The organism is Streptococcus suis, from assembly GCA_024583055.1.
Classification (GTDB): domain Bacteria; phylum Bacillota; class Bacilli; order Lactobacillales; family Streptococcaceae; genus Streptococcus; species Streptococcus suis_V.
In genome coordinates, this window is sequence record CP102145.1 from 625,697 (window position 1) to 646,641 (window position 20,945).

Here is a 20,945-nt window from a genome sequence, read left to right on the forward strand (position 1 = left end):
TGAAAATTGACACTAGTCTAGGAAACGAAGCCGCAGATTATACTTGAGTATATCAAGGCAAGTTGACGCCGAATAGTGTTAATTTTCGATGAGTGAAAATACATCATTCAAATTCTCAGCCATAGTCGGGTGAGTGAAAATCTGTGTTTTGAAGTAGGTATAAGGAATTTTATTGTCAATGGCCATAGCAATCAGGTTAATCAACTCCTCAGAATTTCGACCAAAGAGAGTCGCCCCCAGAACAAGCTTCGTTTCCTTATCCACGATAACCTTGAAAATACCCTTGAGGTCGTTGTTGACATGGGCACGTGGCATATTGGCAACAGGCAATTCATTGGCAATATAGTCATAACCTGCTTCCTTGGCTTCTTTTTCCGTCAGACCGACACGAGAAAGCACAGGCGTGATAAAGACGCTGGTTGGAATAGACTTACGTTGGCTCAAACTATAGGTTCCAGTCCCAGTCAACTTTCCGAAGACGATACGGAAGTCGTCTAGGGATGTGTAAGTGAATTGTGGACCGCCATTGACATCGCCCACTGCGTAGACACCTGGAACAGTCGTTTCGCAGTAGTCATCCACCTTAACAGCACCATTTTCCAAAAGCTCAATCGCCGTATTTTCCAAGCCCAAGTCAGCAGTGTTCGGCACACGACCTGTCGCATAGAGGACAGCGTCGAAAATTGCTGTTTCGCCATTAACCGTCACGGCAACTTGCTCGCCCGCAGCTGCTACTTGCTCAATTTTAGCACCCAAGGCGAAGGTCACGCCAGCTTCTTCCATATACTCCTTGGCTAACTGAGCAACCACTTCTTCTTCTCTTGGTAAAATAGCAGAGCTGGCTTCATATACCGTCACCTGGCTGCCGAGTTTGCTGTAAAGCCCAGCAAATTCCAGTCCAATGTTACCTCCGCCAATAATAGCCAACCTGTCAGGACGAGTTCCCAAGTTCTGAATGCCTGTACTATCATAAACGTGTGGTGTATCCAACAAACCTGGAATTGGAAGAACACGTGACTTGGCACCTGTGTTAATGATAACAGTTTCAGCAGTTAACTGAAGGCTTTCTTCTCCAGCAACTACCTCCACAACCTTGTCAGCCACAAAACGCGCGTGACCTTGATAAAGATTGGCACCACTGCCTTTCAAGACCGCTTCATTTTTATTCCGCAAGCGAGTAGTCACAGTTTCCTTTTGCTCCATGACCTGTTCAAAGGTCCAGTTTTTATCTGCTGCTACCAAGAGAGTCTTGGTTGGAATACAGCCGATATTGATACAGGTGCCACCAAACATGGCAGGATTTTCCTCTACTAAGGCAACCTTTTTACCAGCTGCTGACAGCTTACCTGCCAAGGTCTTACCAGCCTTTCCAAAACCAATGACTACTAAATCAAATTGTTCCATAAGATACTCCTTTTAATGTTTTCAACCTTAGTCTATCAAAAAAGAACAGTTTTGGCACAATTCTGCTACGGATGACAAAAATCCCTTGAAAATAAGGGATTTCATGTCTTAAAACCAAATAACGAACCGCATGGTATGATGATCAAGCGGGAAAAATTCATAAGAAAACTGGTGACTGTCCAAAATCTGCTTGACCAGGTAGAGTCCAATACCTGTCCCTCCGTCCTCCTTGCTACGACTGTAATCTGGTCGGTAGAAGGGCTGGAAGACTTGGTCAAGCTCTTCCTGGCTGAGCAAATGAGCAACCTGATTATCTATCAAAAGCTGATTGGCCTGGAGTTTGAGTTTGATGGTTGCTTGATGGCTGGCATAACGAAAGGCGTTGTCCAAGATATTTTTAAAGGCCTTAGTCAGATAAATTGGATTACCTTGGACAAAAACGTCTTCCAAATCTGTTTGAAACTGATAGCCTTCTAACAATGCCCAGTCAACATAGGAAGGTAGGATTTCTTCAAGCAGGATGTGAAGGGCTATTTCTTCTCCCTTGTTTTTTATAGCCATATCCACTGTGGTAGCTTCTAGGATAGACTGAACGAGGGCTGCTTGCTCAGCTAGGATATCACGACACTTAGCTAGGTAGGTCTGATGGTCCTTGAACTCCCCGACATTATAAAGCATGCCCTCGACCAGACCGGTCATGCTGGCAATGGGCGTTTTGAGTTCATGTGAGGTCATACGGAGAAAGTCAGATTTCTCCTGCTCACGCACCAGGCTACGCTCGTTTTCTTCCCGCAACTCTTCTATGCTGCTCTGCAATTTTCCATAAAGATGGTTGATGTCCTGGGCCAAGGTTGCAATCTCATCACGCCCCGTCACTTGACAGGCCAGACCTGCTTGTAAGCTCTGCATTTGCCGTGTCGTCGCAGAGAGGTGGGCAATCCTACGAGTTGAGAAGCCGCTATAAATAAAGGCCGAGGTCACGGCTAGGGCAATAATCAAGAGGAGCACAAAGGGATAGAAGGTCAAGAGAGTTTGACTGACTCCTGATAGGGTATAGAAGCCATATTCAGCCGTGAGAACCAACTCCTTGCCTTCTTTTGTAGTGACAAGAGCCGACCAAGAGCCAATCTCATCGTACTGGCCTTGCTCCAGATAACTGCTTCCCCGCTCCTGACTGCTCTCTTCCTGCGAAGGATAGATAATCTCCTGATCGGCAGAATAGAGGGTCAAAAGTAGGTCGGGGGAATCTTGGTCGTAGGTGGTCAAACTGGCGAGAATACTTGCCTGATCCTGACCTTCTAGGGAGATAAGAACTTGGTCATATTCCTGTCTGAGCTGGTCCTTCTTAGCCTGATTGTAATAGATAGGCATGGCATAGTAGAGTAGACCAAGCAAGATAAGTGAGGTCAGGCTGACCATTAGCGTTACGATGAGGAATTGTTTTTTGGCTAGTTTCATCTTAGGTCTCCAACTGATAACCACGGCCAATGACCGTTTTTAGGGGAAGGTCTGGTAATTTCTTTCTCAGATTTTTGATGTGGTTGTCAAGAACGCGACTATCCAATTCTGTATAGCCCCAGATATCCAACATCATGCCGTCTCGACTGACAATCTGGCCCTTGTGCTTGATCAGATAGTGTAGAATGCCATACTCCTTCTGGGTCAAGGAAACTAGCTTGCCCTGGTCATAAACCATACCTGTTTTTTCAGATAGGCTGATGGTTCCAACCACCAGTTGATCCGTTTGACATTCCTGACGGAGAATATTCTCAACCCGTTTCATCAGGATAAGGGGAGAAAAGGGCTTGGTGACATAATCACTAATCTGCTGATTAAAAGACAGGAGCTGAGTGCATTCGTCCCCCAAGGCTGTCAGCATGAGCACAGGCATATCGGAGGTTTTCCGAACTTTCTGTAAGACTTCCAAGCCGGTCATCTCAGGGACCATGATGTCTAGAATAAGGAGGTCAAACCGGCTTTCCTGACTAGCTTGATAAGCTGCTCTGCCATTGACAAAACTCAGGACTTCATGCCCCTCTTCCTTCAAAAATTCACAGACAACCTGGTTGATAACAGTGTCGTCTTCCAGTACCAAAATGCGTGCCATAGTCGCTCCCTTTTCTTTCTCTTCTCTCTCCATTATAGATGTATTTGTACGAGGGCTCAACTGTTTTTTGACAATCGCTACAAAAAACAGAGAAAAAACAGATGACGGGTAGGGTGAGAATAGTTGGTTCTGCTAAACTGGGGATAGAAACTAGAAAGGATACTTATGTTAAAAGAAAAGAAGAAGTATATTTCTCCAGTGGATTTGCTAGTTGTGGCTGTTATTTTATTCGGTGAGGGAATCTTCAACTCGACCTTACAATGTATCGGCCTCTTCACTCAGCAAACCAGCCTAGCGGAAAATTTGACCTTTACGGCTTTAGACAATATCAAGGCCTTGCTGATCCAGTTGGTCTGGCTCAGCTTAGCTCTCGCCTATCTTATCTGGCGGAAGGTGGATATTTTTCAGTTGGCAAAACGAATATTCTGGACACCTTGGGTTCCCTTACAAGCTCTGCTGATTTTCGGATTGACGGCCTTCTGTATGGATATTTTTCACTTGTTGACCTATCAGTTGACAAGTCCAGTCATGCCCTCCATGTTCAACCTTCTGCCACACATTGACATCACCCTGCTAGTCTACTCCCTCCTCAATGGCTTTTACGAGGAAATCTTTTTTCTGGGGCTATGTTTTATGATCAAACCCGAGGAGAGTAAGTGGATTCTTCCCTTCTCGCTCCTGGTTCGGGCTAGTTTTCACACCTATCAAGGTCTGGTGGCTGGAATTGGTCTTGGCTTGGTTGTGGGGCTTCTCTTTCATTTTCTCTATCAAAAACGCCAGCCCCGTAATCTACTGCCCTTCTTTTTTGCTCATAGTCTGGCTGATGTCATCGGTCTGACAGTCTTGTCTTATCTTCTTTACTAAGCATACGAAAGGAATCTTATGAAACACCTATGGAATACCTATAAAAGTCAGTTTGCCCTTATTCTCGCCAGCTTTGGCTTTGTAAAAGGCTGTCAGATTATCTTTGAAGAATTGGCCAAACCAAATGGCATGGAAGCCAAGTATCCCTTGTTTTTACTAACTATCTCTGTTGCTGCCCTTTATATCATTCCCCTGGTCTATTTAATCCGCTACTTGGAAAACCGCTATGCTATTTCCAAAAAAGTCAGTCATTTAAGTTGGATTTTGGGCCTGACTGCCGGAGTAGCTTTTTCAGACTATGGACACACAGCTATTGGCTACTTTTTGCTGGAGATTGTCAAGGTCAGCGATGATTTTCGTTATGACTGGGGGGCTGCTGTTTCTGGCCCGTTTGCAGAAGAATTTGGCAAGGCTCTGGTTGTTGTCTTAGTTTTACTAATTGCAAGAAAAATGACTCTCAAACATGCCTTGGTCAGTGGTATCATAGCTGGTCTTAGTTTCCAAATCGTTGAAGATATCATGTTCACCTTCCGTGATATGTTTATTGGTAAACTAGATGGGTTTGAGACCATTATCGGTCGTGTTGGACAGGCTGGTTGGACCCACTGGGTATTTACCATGCTCTTTGCTATTGGCATGGTGGCACTTTTTACCAAACAAGCAGCTATATCAAAAGTTCAAGGTCTATTTTGGATTGCAGCGAGTATCGGTCTGCACTTCTTCTTCAACTCCCCATTGCATACGGGTATTTTGACAACCCTGCTTCCGATGGCTAGTGTCTTGCTGGGACTTCTTGCCTATCGAACAGTTGATCAACTACCAGAGTAATAGAAAAATCCGCCCAATCGAGCGGATTTTTTCTGTTCAATCTGATTAGAACAAACCAACGCCGATAATTGCCTACTTGCCAGGACGAACCTCCAAGTTCTGAATGCCTGTGCTGTCATAGACGTTTGGCGTATCCAACAAGCCAGGAATTAAGAATATGCGACTTGGCACCTGTATTGATAATAATAGTTTCCGCAGTTAACTGGAGGCTTTCTTCTCCAGCAACTACCTCCACAACCTTGTCAGCTACAAAACGTGCAGAACCTTGGATAAGAGTCGTACCGCTGCCTTTCAGCACCATCTCGTTCTTATTGCGCAGACGAGTTGTGATAGTTTCCTTTTGCTCCATAACCTGCTCAAAGGTCCAGTTTTTATCAACCGCAACCAATAGGGTTTTGGTTGGAATACAACCGATATTGATACAGGTTCCACCAAACATAGCAGGATTTTCCTCAACCAAGGCAACCTTTTTACCAGCTACAGAAAGCTTTCCTGCTAAGGTCTTTCCAGCCTTACCAAAACCAATGACTACTAAATCATATTGTTCCACAAGATTACTCCTAAACATTATTTACTTGTCTTCATTCTAGCAAAAAAAAGCATTTTGGCAGAATTTTGCTACGAAAAAAGACTTGAACCATTGTCCAAGTCGATTCTATTTTATGATAAGCTGTCTAGGGCTATCTTCAAGTCTTCAATCAAGTCGTTTACATTCTCGAGACCAATTGAAAGACGGATTTGATTTGGCGTGACACCTGCTGCGAGCTGAGCTTCTTCTGGCAATTGAGCATGTGTGGTAGTAGCTGGGTGGACCACCAAAGATTTAGCATCAGCAACGTTCGCCAAATTAGAGAATATTTCCAAACTATCAATGACTTTACGCGCTTCTTCGGCTCCGCCTTTTACCTGGAAGGAGAAGATGGACCCCACTCCTTTTGGCAAATACTTATCCGCCAGTGCCTTGTAAGGGCTATTGTCCAGCGAAGGATAATTGACGGATTCTACCTTAGGATGATTGAGCAAGAAATCAACGACTTTTTCTGCATTGGACACATGACGCTCAACGCGAAGAGAAAGAGTTTCTAACCCTTGCAACAACAAGAAGGCGTTGAATGGAGCTAGGGCTGCACCCGTGTCACGGAGCAATTGAACACGAACCGCCACAATGAAGGCTGCTGCACCCAAATCACGGGTATAGCTGATATTGTGATAGCTAGGATCTTCCTCAACAAATTGCGGGAACTTCCCAGATACTGCCCAGTCAAATTTACCAGAGTCAACAATGACACCACCAATTGTTGTACCATGTCCACCGATAAATTTAGTCGCTGAATGTACTGCAATATCTACACCATGTGAGAAGACATTGATGAGATAAGGCGTTGCAAACGTATTATCCGATACCAATGGAATCTGATTTCTATGTGCAATGTCCGCCAATTTTTCAAGGTCAGGAACATTGATAACCGGATTACCCAAGGTCTCAATAAAAACTAGTTTGGTGTTATCTTGAATCGCTGCTTCTACTGCCTCGAAGTCATCAATATCAACAAAGGTGGTTGTGATTCCATAGCGTGGCAAAGTTTCTTTGAAAAGATTAAAGGTACCACCATAGAGAGTTGTTGCTGCTACGATATGATCACCGGCATGAGCCAAAGCTAATATAGTATAGGTGATAGCCGCCATACCAGATGAAGTAGCCAGAGCTCCAACACCACCTTCTAGCGCTGCAATCCGATTCTCAAAGGTTGCTACTGTAGGGTTAGTAATTCGAGTATAGATATTTCCCAATTTGCGAAGAGCAAATAAGTCTTCCGCCTCCTGGGCATCATCAAATACATAAGAGGTTGTTTGATAGATTGGTACAGCACGAGATTTTGAAGCCGCATCTACTTCCTGTCCCGCATGCAATTGCAAGGTCTCAAACGAAAATTCTCTAGTCATAAGGGATCTCCTTTGTTCTTTTTGAACATTGTACTCTATTTTCACAGGCTTGACCAATAGAAATTTTTAATCCAAGGCTATAGTTATAGACTATATCATTCTAAGAAGCAAGAAAAAATACCCAATAATCATGGATTATCGGGTAATACCTATTTCAGTCAACTAATCATCAAGGGTAATTGTTTCAACTACGTTGTCTTTTATGACAAGTTTAAATCCCCTACCCTTGACTGGGAAAATCCCATTTCCAAGGGTTTTTACAACGCTCTGTAATTCCTCGTCTTCAGCTATTATTCGATTCAAGATAGCAACATCAAGCTGCTCAACTCGCTCCAAATAACGCAGCATTGCATGTTCCGAAACAATCAAATCGCTTCGGCCTTTCAATGCCTGGATTCTCTGATTGACTGAATTAAGTTTGGAAGAGACCAGAGAAATTTCTTTACCCACCTGACCTTTACGGTCACGAAGGTTCTCTAGCTGGGCCTCTAATAGAACTTTCTTAGATTCGAGGTACTTGAGTTCCTCTTGTTCTTTACGATTGCTCATATTTTGCCCCCTTTCTATATTTTGCAAAAGAATATCATCTTTGCATAACATCCTCTTCCAAATCTATATTAACATAAATCTAAAAAAATGTCTGGTAAACGACATATAATCCTATAACAATTTCTTATGGTTTTATACTAAATCCTCAAAGGTGATTCGACCAGATTTCCCTTGAAAAACAAGCAAGTTTTTGCTATACTTATCTTAGTGAAACCCACATTTTCATGCCTCCAAAAAGGCAAATAACTAATAATTCTGGAGAATGATATAGTCAACTTCAAGACTGGATAACCTATCAGCCTTGTTTATACTTGAACCCTCTTAAACAATGTCACTATCATAGAAAACTATGACATATTTCTACACAAAATGTGATGGTCAATCATTATGGAAGGACGGGCAACTATGAAAAAATTATTGCTAACCATACCTATTTGGAGTCAGCTCCTATTCCTTTTTCTAGTGCACAGTTTCATAGCCATCTACTTAATGCCCTACTCATTGTATATTTCCATTTCAATTAGTTTAGGAATCTTAATTGGTTACAGTGTCCGTTTCTCTAAGAAAGATACTCCTCAATCTCCAACATTCTTTCAACTAAAGCCTTGGCGAAAACTCCTCTCCCTTCTTCTGCTATTGTTAGCTGCATTGGTCACTGTTTGGCTGTCCAAAGGCAACCAGCAGCAACTGCTTCGTGGAATCTTAATTGGAACACTCTGCCTCTTAGGTGTAGTGCCTCTAGAAAAGTATGACCAATATTTAAGTCAGTTGCGCACTTAGAATGACCACCCAGCCAAATCTAATCCTGGAAAGACATTTTAAGATACATGAAAAATCTCCTAGAATACATTGGTCCTATTGGACTTATTACCCTAATCATTGCCTACAGTATATACAGGAGGCTCCACCCGACGACAGAAGATGATAAGCACCACCTGCCCAGCCGATGTCCAGAATGTTCGTCCACATCTATTCAAGCCTACAAGCCGGCTAGAAAGCGCTACTCTCGAACTGCAGCTATGATGGGCCACCTATTGAATGGTAGTCGAGGAGCTTGGTTTGCTACCCTCTACGAAGCTGACCGAACCTACTACTACTGTCGGTACTGCGGGCACAAATTTGACAGAAAAGAAAATAGATTCCTGGCAGAATAGGATTCACCTACAAGGCACTTGAGGACGCACTCTCAGGTGCTTTTTATATCCAACTAGCTTGCCAATCTTTCCTCCTGCCCAAGATTGGTCTGATAAAGATAGCGCATCCGTTCAATCTGCAAGCGAAATTGCCCGACCAGGGCTGATACATCCAAAACCATTTCCTTAGTTCGAGTTGCTTCCATGACACCATCTACCAAACGACTGACTTCCTCACCATCTCGAACTCCCATAGACCACAGCTCCTGCAAGATAGTAATACCATAGCGCCTCTCATACTCAACCATGCTTTTCAATACCCACTGGTACTCAGTCTGATGTTTCATTTGATTTCTCCTTATACACGACTCAACAGGGAACGATTGTAAAATTGATTGGTTAAACTGGCCTGCAACATGGCCAACTCCACAATAGACTGGTAGTTTGTCAAATCAAGCCCTTCTAATATCCGATAAGATATAAATAATTTTGGCTGCAAGCGACTCAGATGACTGCTCCAGGCAAACCCATCCTCTTTGAATAAATCAAAGGCAAGAAAATATATCTGATTGACTAACTGATAGGCTCTGCTATTTAACAAATAGGAATAATCCTGCATTACATCTCGGCAAAAGGAAGCTAACCAAATCGCAGCCCTCAACTCTGGATTCCCCTGGTATTTAGCCAGCAAGCGCATGGTCATGAGACCAGCTGTACCCTCAGACAAGCTGTCAACACACACATCACCCGTATCTAGTCCAAAATGCTCAGCATAATTCTCCCACTCCCGATACAAGGTTTCCCACTGAATCTCAGTCCTCCGAACTTCCATTTGTCTATCCTCCAATCCTTCTGTTTTCATTATCTTACCATCATTTTTGAATTTTGTCAAACATGTTAAACAAAAATTTGATATTTTATTCAAGATATGGTAAAATAAGTTAAACAATCAAGGAGGAAAGCCATGATTCTAGGTGACATTTTAAAAAACTACCGGACAAACGAAAAACTATCAATGGATAAATTTGCGGAAATATCCGGCCTAACCAAGGGTTACATTTCTATGCTGGAAAAAAATCAGCATCCAAAGACTAAGAAGCCCCTTCTACCAACCATGGAAACTCTGGAAAAGATTGCGATTGGGATGGGCATCCCAGTGCATGAACTGATTGCCCAATTGGACCAGGACCAGGATATTGCCCTGACCCTGACACCTGGACAATTTGCCCAATTCCATTACAAAATGTCAAATCAGGTGCAAGAACTAGACCAAATATTGGTAGGTGACTACCGTGATAAATGGATTCACTTTGGCTTTGAGCAGGTAGCTAACATGGCAGATTCAGATGCACCGTCAGGCGAGGTTATCAAGCTGTCTGACTACTTAGAGACCGTCCAACTTCCTGTCCAAGGCAAGGTGTCTGCTGGTAGCGGTTATTGGCAGGACAGCGACTTTGATAACCTAGTCACTTTTTCTACTGATACTATTCCTACTCCACAGGAGTACGATGCTATTGCTGAGGTGGTCGGAGATTCAATGGCGCCCTACATTGCCAACGGTGACTATCTCTTTATCCGTCTCTCTCACCAAGTCGAGCTCAATACTGTAGGAATTTTTTCGGTCAACGGCGAAAATTTTGTCAAAAAAAATAAGGGAACCTATCTCGAATCCCTTAATCCCGACTATGATGATATCCTCTTGTCTGAGGACGACGACATCAGACCAATTGGTCAACTCGTCCAAATTTATTCTCCTGAATAAAATGAAAAATCCTGTGGTTCTCAAAACTACAGGATTTTTGTTTTATCTTTGAATAGACGACCAAAATGCAGACTTGGCTTGAGGCTTTTCACCACCAAATCGACAGGCTCATCCATTTGATTCCTACAAAAGTTTACTTAATCTTTTCTTCTTCATAATCACCGTTCGGGCAGACGACTTGCTTGCCACCACCACGAACCTTCTTCTCAACCAGATAATGGTCACATTTTGGACAGGCACGACCGACCGGCTTATCCCAAGATGTAAATTCACATTCTGGATAACGGTCACATCCGTAGAAAAGACGATTGCGTTTGCTCTTGCGCTCAATGACCTGACCCTGATGACAGACTGGACAGGTCACGCCGATTTCCTTGGTGATTTGCTTGGTATTGCGGCAATCTGGGAAATTGCTACATGCGTAGAATTTACCAAATCGCCCCAGTTTGATGACCATGGGATGACCACAAACGTCACAGTCAAATCCGGCAGGCTCATCCTTGATTTGGATTTTCTCCATTTGCTCCTCAGCCTTGGTCAACTCAATCTTGAAAGGCTGGTAGAAGCTATCGATAATCTTCTGCCACTGCTCTTTTCCAACCTCAACGTCGTCCAATTTCTGCTCCATTTCGGCTGTAAATTTGACGTTGACGATGTCTGGGAAAAATTCAACAATCAATTTATTGACAATCTCGCCCAGCTCTGTCGGCTCAAATCGCTTGGCAGCCAGTTTAACATAATAGCGTTTTTGGATGGTCTCAATGGTCGGTGCATAGGTAGATGGACGACCAACACCATTTTCTTCCAAGGTCTTGATTAGTGTCGCCTCAGAATAGCGAGCTGGCGGCTGCGTAAAGTGCTGCTCAGGATTGGTAGCGGTCCGAGTAACCGTATCACCTTGCTCCATATCCGGCAACATTTTATTCTTGTCTGAGTCGTTGTAAACCGCCATATAACCGTCAAACTTGACTTGGCTACCATTAGCCGCAAAGAGAACACCATTTTTCTCTAGACGAACGCTCATGGTGTCAAATACAGCCGCAGCCATTTGGCTGGCTACAAAACGATTCCAAATCAGTGTATAAAGACGGAGCTGGTCCTTATCCAGATATTTGGCAATGGATTCTGGGGTCAGATTGACATTGGACGGACGAATAGCCTCGTGGGCATCTTGGGCACCACTGGCATTTTTGAACTTGCTGCCATGCTTAGAATAGTTTTGACCAAACCGCTCTGTGATAAAGGCAGCAGCCTGCTCCTGAGCCACTGGACTAATCCGCGTCGAATCGGTACGCATGTAGGTAATAAGACCCTGCGTGCCGCCTGTTCCAAGACTGACCCCTTCATAAAGCTGCTGGGCAATCATCATGGTCTTCCGCGTACGGAAATTGATTTTATTGGCCGCATCCATTTGCATGGTGGAAGTGGTGTACGGTAATGGCGCATTGCGTCTCCGCTCCTTGCGTTCGACTTGCTCCACCAAGAAATCATCACCCTTTAGCCTATCCAAGACTTCCTTGACTTGGTCATTGTTTTCGATTTTGACTTTCTTGCCGTCCACTCCATAAAATGATGCCTGGAATTTTTTCGTTCCTTTTTTGAAGGTAGCGTCAATGGTCCAGTATTCTTCCGGCTTGAAATTGTTGATTTCATTTTCTCGGTCAATGATGAGCTTGAGGGCAACGGATTGCACGCGCCCTGCCGACAAGCCTTTCTTGACCTTTTTCCATAAGATTGGCGAAATCGAATACCCTACGATACGGTCCAAGACCCGACGGGCCTGCTGGGCATCGACCAAGTCATGGTTGATAGCACGCGGCTCCTTGAAGGCATTTTTTACCGCATCCTTGGTGATTTCATTAAATACCACACGGTTTTTGTCCTGCTCATCCAAGCCCAAAATGTGGGCCAAATGCCAGGAAATCGCCTCTCCTTCCCGGTCCGGGTCACTCGCCAGATAGACTTGTTTGGCATTCTTGGCCTCTTTTTTCAAAGAATTGATGAGCGGCCCTTTACCACGAATATTGATGTATTCTGGTGCGTAGTTATTGTCAAAGTCAATGGACATGCTGGATTTTTTCAAATCACGGATATGTCCGACCGAGGCAACTACCTTGTAATTTTTACCAAGATATTTCTCAATGGTCTTGGCCTTGGCAGGCGACTCTACGATAACCAAATTTTTCTTGTTCGCTGTTTTTTTCTTACTAACTGTTTTTGTAGCCATTCTCGTTCCTTACAAATATTTTTAACTCACAAAGAATATCCTATTTTTCAGCTAGTGTCAAGATTTTTATTTTCCTATAGGAAAACTTATTTTAAAATTGATAGTCAGAAATGATGTCCAAGCCCGATGTGACGCACTTTGCGCCCTCTTGAATCAAATGATGACATCCGTCAGATTTTCCGTCTAAAATGGAGCCTGGAATGGCAAATATTTCCCGCCCTTCTTCCAGGGCACGCTCACAAGTAATCAGGCTACCCGACCGCATTTTTGCCTCGCAGACCACCAGTCCGCCGACCAAACCAGCGATAATCCTATTACGCTCTGGGAAATGAAACTTGAGCGGCTGTTCACCAGGCCCGTACTCTGTTAAGACCAGATGATGCTTGCCTATATAGGACTGCAAATCTTTATTTTCCTTGGGATACGACACATCCAAGCCTGTACCGATGACCGCAATGGTCTGTCCACCATTTTTTAGGCTGGCGATATGGGCCGCAGTGTCAATTCCACGCGCCAGGCCGCTGACAATGACATAGCGATTCTGAAGTTCCTTAATAATCTTCTGGACTGACTGGATGCCGTTTTTACTGGCATTTCGCGTACCAACCACGCCCAACTTTGGTTTATCTAGCAAGTCAAGGTCTCCTTGGTAAAAGAGCAAGACTGGCGGATTGTAAATTTCCTTGAGGGCCAAGGGATAAATGTCATCCAAAATCGAAAAGGATGGAAAGCGATTAAACTCCTCACGGCAGGCCTTGATGTCCAAATTTTTATAATTTTCCATAAAGAGAATGGGATTTTTGCATTCAGAGACGACAGCCATGTTGCGCAAGGATAGCTTTTTATCAAACTTTTCTTGGTAAACCAAGATTTTGTGAATATTGAGATTGGTCAGCCCAGCCTTTTTCAACTTAAAAATATCAAAATTATTCATATTAATTACCTCTCTACCTGATTTGTTCGTAAAAAAAATAAATCTCCGAAGAAATTCATAGAAAATTTTGAAACATTTTTTATTCTGAGACTAACAAATTCTTAAGAAATTCTCTGAAATACTGTTAGATTATTCTATTGTTCCTATTTTTTAATAATCAATTTGATTGCCTCTTGCAATCGTCTCTCTTGCTCCTCTGGGTCATCAGAAGGATGTTCAATACAGGATTGAACTTTTTGTGCAATGGCAATTCCCATCATGCTATTAATACTGGATCGGACTGCACTAAGCTGCGTTACAATATCTATACATTCTTGTTCTTCTTCAACCATTTTTTGAATACCGCGAAGTTGACCTTCTGCGCGTTTTAATCGGTTCATCATATCTTTTTTATCTGTCTTCATATTCTATATGGTACCGATTGTTTGTAAAAAAGTCAATTCAAAAACTTGACAAGTTATCCTCATCTTTGTTATACTTAAAATACCCTATAGGGTATCTAAGAGGAGAACACATGTTTAAACAAATCTTATCAGGAATCTTTTCATCTTCCGAGAGTCTTACTGTGGCAGAACTGCCACAAGCCTTACAAGAGCCCAATACTATATTATTGGATGTCAGAGAAGTCAATGAATTTAATTCTGGACATATTGCACAAGCAATCAATAGCCCACTGAGTCAACTTGAAAACTTCAAAGGCGATAAAACGAAACAGTATCTCGTCATTTGTCAATCAGGCATGCGCAGTCAACGAGCTACTGAGTATTTGACTAGTCTTGGATACCATGCACTGAATGTTCGTGGCGGAATGAATGCCTGGAACGGTCCTATCAAAGGAGATCAATAAATGAAAATTCTAATTATTGGTGGTGTTGCGGGAGGAATGTCCGCTGCTACTCGTCTCCGTCGTCTGATGGAGGATGCCGAAATTATCGTATTTGAAAAAGGTCCATACGTCTCCTTCGCTAATTGCGGACTTCCCTATCACGTTTCTGGAGAAATTGCAGATCAAAGCAGTCTATTACTCCAAACACCAGAAAGTTTACAAGAGCGATTTAATCTGGATGTTCGGCCTTTTCACGAAGTCATTAACATCCACCCTGACAAACAAACTGTCACTGTCCAAACTCCAAATGGGCAGGTCGAAGAAACTTATGATAAATTGATTGTATCGCCAGGGGCAAAGCCCTTTATTCCTACCCTAGAGGGTATAGAAAATGCAACCAATTTGTTTACTTTGCGAAATGTACCTGATTTGGAAAAAATCATGACACAACTGAAGAAAGTAGAAAATGGGAAAGCAGTTGTCATCGGTGCTGGTTTTATTGGTTTGGAAATGGCTGAAAATTTAACACTCAAGGGACTGGACGTCACACTGATTGAACAAGCTCCTCATGTCTTGCCGCCTTTGGATGAAGAAATGGCTAGCTTTATTGAGGCTGAACTAATATCGAAAGGAATTCGTGTCCTCACGGGTCAGTCTGTGACAGGTTTCAGCCACAATGGACAAGTATTATCTTTAGCAAATGGGGAAACAATTTCTTCTGACTTGACAATCTTATCTGTCGGGGTACAGCCAGATTCAACATTAGCTGCTGATGCAGGAATCGCAGTGGGACTTCGCGGTGGTATTTTGGTTGATGAAAATTATCAGACCAATCTACCAAATATTTATGCGGTAGGTGATGCTATCGTGGTTAAGCAAGAGATAACCGGGCAAGACGCTTTGATTTCTCTAGCCTCTCCTGCCAATCGACAAGGTAGACAGGTTGCTGATGTCATTGCTGGTTTAAAACGTATCAATAAAGGGTCTATCGGGACAGCCATCGTTAAAATATTTGACCTAGTCGCAGCCTCCACTGGTCTAAACGAACGAGCGGTTCAGACGCTTGGATTTAACCATGCGGTCGTACATACAACAGGCAAGGATCATGCCGGTTACTATCCGGGTGCAACCGATATTGTCCTCAAGTTGATTTTTTCACCAGTTGATGGCAAAATTTATGGGGCGCAGGCTGTTGGCCAAAAAGGGGTTGATAAACGCATTGATGTCATTGCGACAGCTATTAAGGCTGGTTTGACAATTTTTGATTTACCAGAACTTGAATTGACCTACGCACCTCCATTTGGCTCGGCTAAAGATCCGGTCAACATGATTGGCTACGCAGCCCTCAATATCGCAGAAGGATTGAGTGAGAATATCCAGTGGCATCAATTGGAGCTAGAGTTGGAAAATGGTGCTATTTTATTGGATGTCCGGAATCATAATGAAGTGCGAAAAGGTCATTTTAAAGATTATATACATATTCCACTCGATCAACTCCGTGACCGAATGAATGAATTAGATAAAAATGAGCGCTACATCGTAAGCTGTCATAGCGGTCTCCGTTCTTATATTGCTGAACGTTTGTTAAAACAACATGGTTTCGATGTAAAGAACTTAGACGGTGCCTATTCTCTCTATAAAATGGTGCGACCTAACGCTATCTTAAACTAGATTATCCCTCCAGACTAGATGGTTCTGGAGGAATTTTTATCTTTTCAATTGACAAATTATTTTCATGATTATATAATCTAGTTATGTATACTAGATTAAACAAAAACGAAAGCGATCATCAATTGCCCTATTGGGAAGACTTGCCAGAGATTGATTTGTATCTAGATCAGGTCTTGCTCTATGTCCATCAGGCTACGCAGTTTTCACCGTCTAAGGAGGACAAGGGGCTGACTGCATCTATGGTGAACAATTATGTCAAACACAAGCATTTGGAAAAGCCTATCAAAAAGAAATACCAGAAACACCAATTGGCTCGACTGATTGCGCTGACTTGTTTGAAGAATGTATTTTCCATCCAAGAAATCAGCCAGACCCTGAATATCTTACAGTCCCACTACTCTTCAGATAGGCTCTACAATTATTTTGTGGATTGTATGAATGAAAATGAGATGGAGACAGCTCCTGAAATCATTCGTTATGCTTGCCAGACCTTGAAACTCTACCACAAGACGCATCAGCTGGCTTTAGAATTAGAAAGAGGCTAGTCATGGATTACAAAATGAAACTCAGTATTCCCCTAACATTCGGCGAAGAAGTCGCTAACAGCGTCACGCATGCTATTGGTGCCCTTCTGATGCTGGCTCTACTGCCCATTACCGCTGTGCATGCCTTTAAGGATTACAATGTCACTGCTGTGGTTGGAATGTCCATTTTTGTCAGCAGTCTGTTCCTGATGTTCCTCTCTTCTTCTATCTATCATTCCATGCCCTATACTTCGATCCATAAGTATGTTTTGCGGATGATTGACCATAGTATGATTTACATCGCCATTGCGGGCAGCTATACACCTGTTGCTCTCTCCTTAGTCGGTGGTTGGTTGGGCTATCTGATTATCAGCTTACAGTGGGGCATTACGATTTTCGGCATTCTCTACAAAATATTTGCCAAAGAAATCAATGAAAAATTTAGTTTGGCACTCTATCTGATTATGGGCTGGCTCATCATTTTTATCCTGCCGGCCATTTTCCAACAGACAAATCTGACTTTCGGGCTCCTCATGTTGGCAGGGGGATTGTCTTATTCAATCGGTGCTCTCTTTTATGCCAAGAAACGACCCTATTTTCACATGATTTGGCACTTGTTTATTCTCCTAGCCTCAGCCCTGCAGTATATCGCCATTGTCTATTTTATGTTATACTAGAAATCCGATAGACGTTCCAATTTCATGCGATTTTTTGCTTTCCATGATAAACTGATACATAGGAAATGTTAGAAGCTGCATTCAGAGCTTGGCACTTTTATATAAGTTCATCTTACTTGTGAATACAATTTCTTAGAAAGTAAAAATTATGATTACCAAAGAATTTGACACCATTACCGCCATATCGACTCCCTTGGGTGAGGGCGCTATCGGCATTGTCCGCCTATCAGGAACCGAAGCTTTTGCTATCGCCAGCAAGGTTTTCAAGGGCAAGGACTTAGGCTCCGTTGCCAGCCACACCCTCAACTACGGCCACATCATCGACCCTGATACTGACCAGGTCTTGGATGAGGTCATGGTTGGCGCTATGCGTTCTCCCCGCACCTTCACGCGCGAAGATGTCATTGAAATTAATACCCACGGAGGCATCGCCGTTACCAACGAAATTCTCCAGCTCCTGATTCGCCAAGGTGCTCGGATGGCTGAGCCGGGTGAATTTACCAAGCGTGCCTTTCTCAACGGTCGTGTGGATTTGACCCAGGCCGAAGCCGTCATGGATGTTATCCGCGCCAAGACCGACAAGGCCATGCACAATGCCGTACGCCAGCTTGACGGCTCCCTTTCCCAGCTCATCAACGACACCCGCCAGGAGATTCTCAACACACTGGCTCAGGTCGAGGTCAACATCGACTACCCTGAGTACGACGACGTGGAGGAGGCGACGACAGAGCTGGTCCGTGAGAAGACCCTCCAGTTCCAAGCTCTTCTAGAAAATCTCCTCCGCACTGCCCGCCGTGGAAAAATCCTGCGTGAAGGCATCGCAACCGCCATTATTGGTCGTCCCAATGTGGGAAAATCCAGCCTGCTCAATAACCTCCTCCGCGAGGAAAAAGCCATCGTTACAGACATCGCAGGAACAACCCGCGACGTTATCGAAGAATACGTCAACATCAAAGGCGTCCCCCTCAAGCTGATTGATACCGCTGGTATCCGTGAAACAGATGACATCGTTGAAAAAATCGGTGTGGAACGCTCCAAAAAAGCCCTTGAGGAGGCCGACCTCATCCTGCTAGTCCTCAACGCATCCGAACACCTGACCGAGCAAGATCGCAACCTACTAGCCATTTCCGATTTGGCCAACCGTATTGTCCTGCTCAACAAGACCGACTTGGAAGAACAGATTGAAGCAGACCAGCTGCCTGAGGAGGTCATCCGCATTTCCGTCTTAAAAAACCAGAACATCGACCAGATTGAAGAAAAAATCAACCAGCTCTTCTTTGAAAATGCTGGTCTGGTAGAGCAAGATGCCACCTACCTCTCCAATTCTCGCCACATTTCCTTGATTGAACAAGCCGTCCAAAGCCTGCAAGCTGTCAATGACGGACTGGAAATGGGTATGCCTGTCGACTTGTTACAGGTTGACCTGACCCGCTGTTGGCAAATATTGGGAGAAATCACAGGCGATGCCGCTCCAGACGAACTCATCACCCAGCTCTTTAGCCAATTCTGTCTTGGAAAATAAGGACAAGGAGGATGGGCAAAAACTAGCCAGTAAATAAAAACACAGATAGATTCGAGCTGATTTTGATAAAATCCAGCCGAACTGTCTGTGTTTTTATTTTTGTTTCTACTATCTTGGACTAATTTCCTAGCCAATTTCGTTAGATTCCTGCTCATTAGGAGAATGCCTATCTCTGTTGGATTCGTTTGCTCTTCGCATTAGGTGCTCAACTATAAATAAATCTAATTCAGTATCAACGTCATATCTAGACCATTCAGGTGACAGATATCCAAATGTAGTAGAAGTGTAAAATGATTGGTTCTTCATAAATTTGCCTACTGTGGACATCCACATTGAACCATCTGGGTAATAAATCATACCTTGTGATTGTCTATTTGTTTTCGTATTATCCAATTTAGGTAACTGAAATAAACCATTTTGTAATAGCGGTGCTACCAAAGACAGATTTCTATCAAACGGTTTAACTGTAATACAGGCGTCATATTTATCAGACCAAGAATTTGAAAAATCACGAATAAAAGAGACTGAACGCAACGGACTAGTGACCTGAAATGCAATAAAATTTGTATCTAGACTATATCTTCTTTCTGAAAATACATGCAATATGGTTTCAACCATAGTTGAAGTATCTGTTGCAAGGTCAATTGGACGTTTGACATATAGCAACTTATCCCTGTAATAGGATGTTAATAAAGAAATATAGTTCTCAGAATCAGTAGATATGACAATTTCATCAAACAGTTGACACTCTAAGGCTAAATCTATCGTATAACAAGCCAACGGTTTTCCACCAATCATTCTAATATTTTTATGAGGGACTCCCTTGGACCCAGACCGCATAGGAATAATTGCTACCCTCACATTCCACCTCCAATCTCTACTATAAAACTTGTTCTAATAGTCTTAGTGGTTCAATCTTCATTATGATTCTTATGCTCTTTTACTTGCGAAGCATAATAAGCAAGCTTGTTAAATTTTAGCCCAAAAGTTGCCAGTTCATCCTGCAATTTCTTTACGCTCGATACCATGATCCCTCGCACTTTCACATTTGGTAGATCTTTTAACAATAAGGCTGTGGTGGAATAGTAATGGTAGACTTCCACACATTCATACTTAGCTAATAAGCGAAATACAAAATCTTCTGCTAGTAGGTCTGTTTCTACTTGATTTACATAGCTAATATCTATTGGTTTTCTAGGATGCTTTAAATAGTAATCAATACCCAACTGTATACACACTGCTTGCGTATAATTGGCAGTATCCATCCTAGAATCTTGTATTTCTTGACCAATAAAAACACGAGCCAAGGGCTTTTTCACATCACTTCCAGCCTCCATTTCAAAGGGGAGTGATAATCTGGTAACCACTGGTGCAGGGATAATGCTTGGAACATCAAATACAGTATAATGTTCTAGGGACGAAGCCTTTATGCGCTCTTGATCCCAAGATGGGTGCAAGTGCTGGAAAGTCTTGTATTGACCAGGAGTTCCAAAAACTCCATTTTTCAAAATAGAAGCCGTCCCATCATCAAAGGTTTTTATCTTGGTATCCGGGTGAAATTCTAGATAGATAGAAGCCGGTACGGAATCAAGCGAGGCTACGTAGAGATAGTCGATTTCCGATGGCAGAGAAGAAATTCCTTGATATAAGGTCTCATCAATACTGTGGTCAAGTAAGTGTAGCTGAACACTCGGTGGGAGCTGCTCCAACAAAGGGGGCCACTTGGTTTCGACTAGCTGACTCTTTAAGATTACCAATTCCCAGGTATCCTCTATATTTAACTGCATGATTGCCAATGCAACCTTTAGCTGAAAAGGAGTTTGGCAAAAGATTAAATTTCTCAATGGTATTCCTCATTTATCATCTATTTTTCCTCAAAATTCCTTTCTTTGTGCTAGTCTACCTAAAAGCTCACATCAAGAAGAGAAGACAACGGACCATAACAGCATTGAGCTTCTCTCAAAGAAAGAGGA

At 43.0% G+C, this 20,945-nt stretch carries 22 protein-coding genes and 1 pseudogene; 10 read left to right on the forward strand and 13 right to left on the reverse strand.

Annotation, left to right across the window (positions count from 1 at the left end; translation table 11 throughout):
* Positions 1–78 precede the first annotated feature (78 nt).
* The 3 genes from NQZ91_03010 to NQZ91_03020 form a co-directional block, all read right to left on the reverse strand.
* On the reverse strand, positions 79–1,404 hold the full coding sequence (locus tag NQZ91_03010; protein UUM58354.1) for an FAD-containing oxidoreductase: 1,326 nt from the start codon (positions 1,402–1,404) through the stop codon (positions 79–81).
* A gap of 108 nt (positions 1,405–1,512) precedes the next feature.
* The gene (locus NQZ91_03015) at positions 1,513–2,862 is read right to left on the reverse strand and encodes a HAMP domain-containing histidine kinase (GenBank protein UUM58355.1); all 1,350 of its coding nucleotides are present in this window, start codon (positions 2,860–2,862) and stop codon (positions 1,513–1,515) included.
* A 1-nt stretch (position 2,863) separates the two neighbouring features.
* Positions 2,864–3,511 (reverse strand): response regulator transcription factor, encoded by a 648-nt coding sequence (locus tag NQZ91_03020; GenBank protein ID UUM58356.1) that lies wholly within the window; start codon positions 3,509–3,511, stop codon positions 2,864–2,866.
* 165 nt (positions 3,512–3,676) lie between these two features.
* Here NQZ91_03020 and NQZ91_03025 point away from each other — a divergent pair, with 165 nt between their 5' ends.
* Both NQZ91_03025 and NQZ91_03030 read left to right on the forward strand, forming a co-directional pair.
* A complete protein-coding gene (locus NQZ91_03025; GenBank protein ID UUM58357.1) occupies positions 3,677–4,375 on the forward strand; it encodes a CPBP family glutamic-type intramembrane protease in 699 nt (232 codons plus the stop codon).
* Positions 4,376–4,393: 18 nt separating this feature from the next.
* The gene (locus NQZ91_03030; protein ID UUM58358.1) at positions 4,394–5,203 is read left to right on the forward strand and encodes a PrsW family intramembrane metalloprotease; all 810 of its coding nucleotides are present in this window, start codon (positions 4,394–4,396) and stop codon (positions 5,201–5,203) included.
* A gap of 75 nt (positions 5,204–5,278) precedes the next feature.
* Here the strand turns inward: NQZ91_03030 and NQZ91_03035 are convergent.
* The 3 genes and pseudogenes from NQZ91_03035 to NQZ91_03045 all read right to left on the reverse strand — a co-directional run bounded on the left by NQZ91_03035 (position 5,279) and on the right by NQZ91_03045 (position 7,696).
* Positions 5,279–5,753: pseudogene (locus NQZ91_03035) on the reverse strand (FAD-dependent oxidoreductase).
* A 110-nt stretch (positions 5,754–5,863) separates the two neighbouring features.
* The gene (locus tag NQZ91_03040; GenBank protein UUM58359.1) at positions 5,864–7,147 is read right to left on the reverse strand and encodes an O-acetylhomoserine aminocarboxypropyltransferase/cysteine synthase; all 1,284 of its coding nucleotides are present in this window, start codon (positions 7,145–7,147) and stop codon (positions 5,864–5,866) included.
* A 162-nt stretch (positions 7,148–7,309) separates the two neighbouring features.
* Positions 7,310–7,696, reverse strand: a complete 387-nt coding sequence (locus tag NQZ91_03045) for a hypothetical protein (GenBank protein ID UUM58360.1) — start codon at positions 7,694–7,696, stop codon at positions 7,310–7,312.
* A gap of 405 nt (positions 7,697–8,101) precedes the next feature.
* Here NQZ91_03045 and NQZ91_03050 point away from each other — a divergent pair, with 405 nt between their 5' ends.
* Positions 8,102–8,476 carry a hypothetical protein gene (locus NQZ91_03050; GenBank protein UUM58361.1) on the forward strand — a complete coding sequence of 125 codons (375 nt, stop codon included), beginning with the start codon at positions 8,102–8,104 and terminating at the stop codon, positions 8,474–8,476.
* A 47-nt stretch (positions 8,477–8,523) separates the two neighbouring features.
* Positions 8,524–8,850: a hypothetical protein gene (locus NQZ91_03055; protein UUM58362.1), complete on the forward strand. Its 327-nt coding sequence runs from the start codon at positions 8,524–8,526 to the stop codon at positions 8,848–8,850.
* Positions 8,851–8,903: 53 nt separating this feature from the next.
* Here NQZ91_03055 and NQZ91_03060 read toward each other — a convergent pair whose 3' ends face one another.
* Both NQZ91_03060 and NQZ91_03065 read right to left on the reverse strand, forming a co-directional pair.
* Positions 8,904–9,176, reverse strand: a complete 273-nt coding sequence (locus NQZ91_03060) for a hypothetical protein (GenBank protein UUM58363.1) — start codon at positions 9,174–9,176, stop codon at positions 8,904–8,906.
* A gap of 11 nt (positions 9,177–9,187) precedes the next feature.
* The gene (locus NQZ91_03065; protein ID UUM58364.1) at positions 9,188–9,691 is read right to left on the reverse strand and encodes a hypothetical protein; all 504 of its coding nucleotides are present in this window, start codon (positions 9,689–9,691) and stop codon (positions 9,188–9,190) included.
* 102 nt (positions 9,692–9,793) lie between these two features.
* On the opposite strand from NQZ91_03065, the gene NQZ91_03070 reads away from it, so the two are divergent.
* Positions 9,794–10,591: an XRE family transcriptional regulator gene (locus tag NQZ91_03070; GenBank protein ID UUM58365.1), complete on the forward strand. Its 798-nt coding sequence runs from the start codon at positions 9,794–9,796 to the stop codon at positions 10,589–10,591.
* Positions 10,592–10,724: 133 nt separating this feature from the next.
* On the opposite strand, the gene topA is transcribed toward NQZ91_03070, so the two are convergent.
* The 3 genes from topA to NQZ91_03085 form a co-directional block, all read right to left on the reverse strand.
* Positions 10,725–12,818, reverse strand: coding sequence for a type I DNA topoisomerase (gene topA / locus NQZ91_03075; protein UUM58366.1), 2,094 nt, complete (start codon positions 12,816–12,818; stop codon positions 10,725–10,727).
* Positions 12,819–12,909: 91 nt separating this feature from the next.
* Entirely contained in the window at positions 12,910–13,752 is an 843-nt protein-coding gene (dprA, locus tag NQZ91_03080; protein ID UUM58367.1) for a DNA-processing protein DprA, read from the reverse strand.
* 143 nt (positions 13,753–13,895) lie between these two features.
* On the reverse strand, positions 13,896–14,156 hold the full coding sequence (locus NQZ91_03085; protein UUM58368.1) for a metal-sensitive transcriptional regulator: 261 nt from the start codon (positions 14,154–14,156) through the stop codon (positions 13,896–13,898).
* 110 nt (positions 14,157–14,266) lie between these two features.
* Here NQZ91_03085 and NQZ91_03090 point away from each other — a divergent pair, with 110 nt between their 5' ends.
* The 5 genes from NQZ91_03090 (at position 14,267) to mnmE (ending at position 18,972) form a co-directional block, all read left to right on the forward strand.
* Positions 14,267–14,599, forward strand: a complete 333-nt coding sequence (locus tag NQZ91_03090; GenBank protein ID UUM58369.1) for a rhodanese-like domain-containing protein — start codon at positions 14,267–14,269, stop codon at positions 14,597–14,599.
* Positions 14,600–16,249 (forward strand): FAD-dependent oxidoreductase, encoded by a 1,650-nt coding sequence (locus NQZ91_03095; GenBank protein UUM58370.1) that lies wholly within the window; start codon positions 14,600–14,602, stop codon positions 16,247–16,249.
* An 83-nt stretch (positions 16,250–16,332) separates the two neighbouring features.
* The gene (locus tag NQZ91_03100) at positions 16,333–16,794 is read left to right on the forward strand and encodes a DUF1836 domain-containing protein (protein UUM58371.1); all 462 of its coding nucleotides are present in this window, start codon (positions 16,333–16,335) and stop codon (positions 16,792–16,794) included.
* Between the two features lie 2 nt (positions 16,795–16,796).
* Positions 16,797–17,450, forward strand: a complete 654-nt coding sequence (locus NQZ91_03105) for a hemolysin III family protein (GenBank protein ID UUM58372.1) — start codon at positions 16,797–16,799, stop codon at positions 17,448–17,450.
* Positions 17,451–17,598: 148 nt separating this feature from the next.
* On the forward strand, positions 17,599–18,972 hold the full coding sequence (gene mnmE, locus NQZ91_03110; protein ID UUM58373.1) for a tRNA uridine-5-carboxymethylaminomethyl(34) synthesis GTPase MnmE: 1,374 nt from the start codon (positions 17,599–17,601) through the stop codon (positions 18,970–18,972).
* Between the two features lie 126 nt (positions 18,973–19,098).
* Here mnmE and NQZ91_03115 read toward each other — a convergent pair whose 3' ends face one another.
* Both NQZ91_03115 and NQZ91_03120 read right to left on the reverse strand, forming a co-directional pair.
* Entirely contained in the window at positions 19,099–19,833 is a 735-nt protein-coding gene (locus tag NQZ91_03115) for an acylneuraminate cytidylyltransferase family protein (GenBank protein ID UUM58374.1), read from the reverse strand.
* Between the two features lie 50 nt (positions 19,834–19,883).
* Positions 19,884–20,816, reverse strand: a complete 933-nt coding sequence (locus tag NQZ91_03120; protein UUM58375.1) for a glycosyltransferase family 52 protein — start codon at positions 20,814–20,816, stop codon at positions 19,884–19,886.
* Positions 20,817–20,945 lie beyond the last annotated feature (129 nt).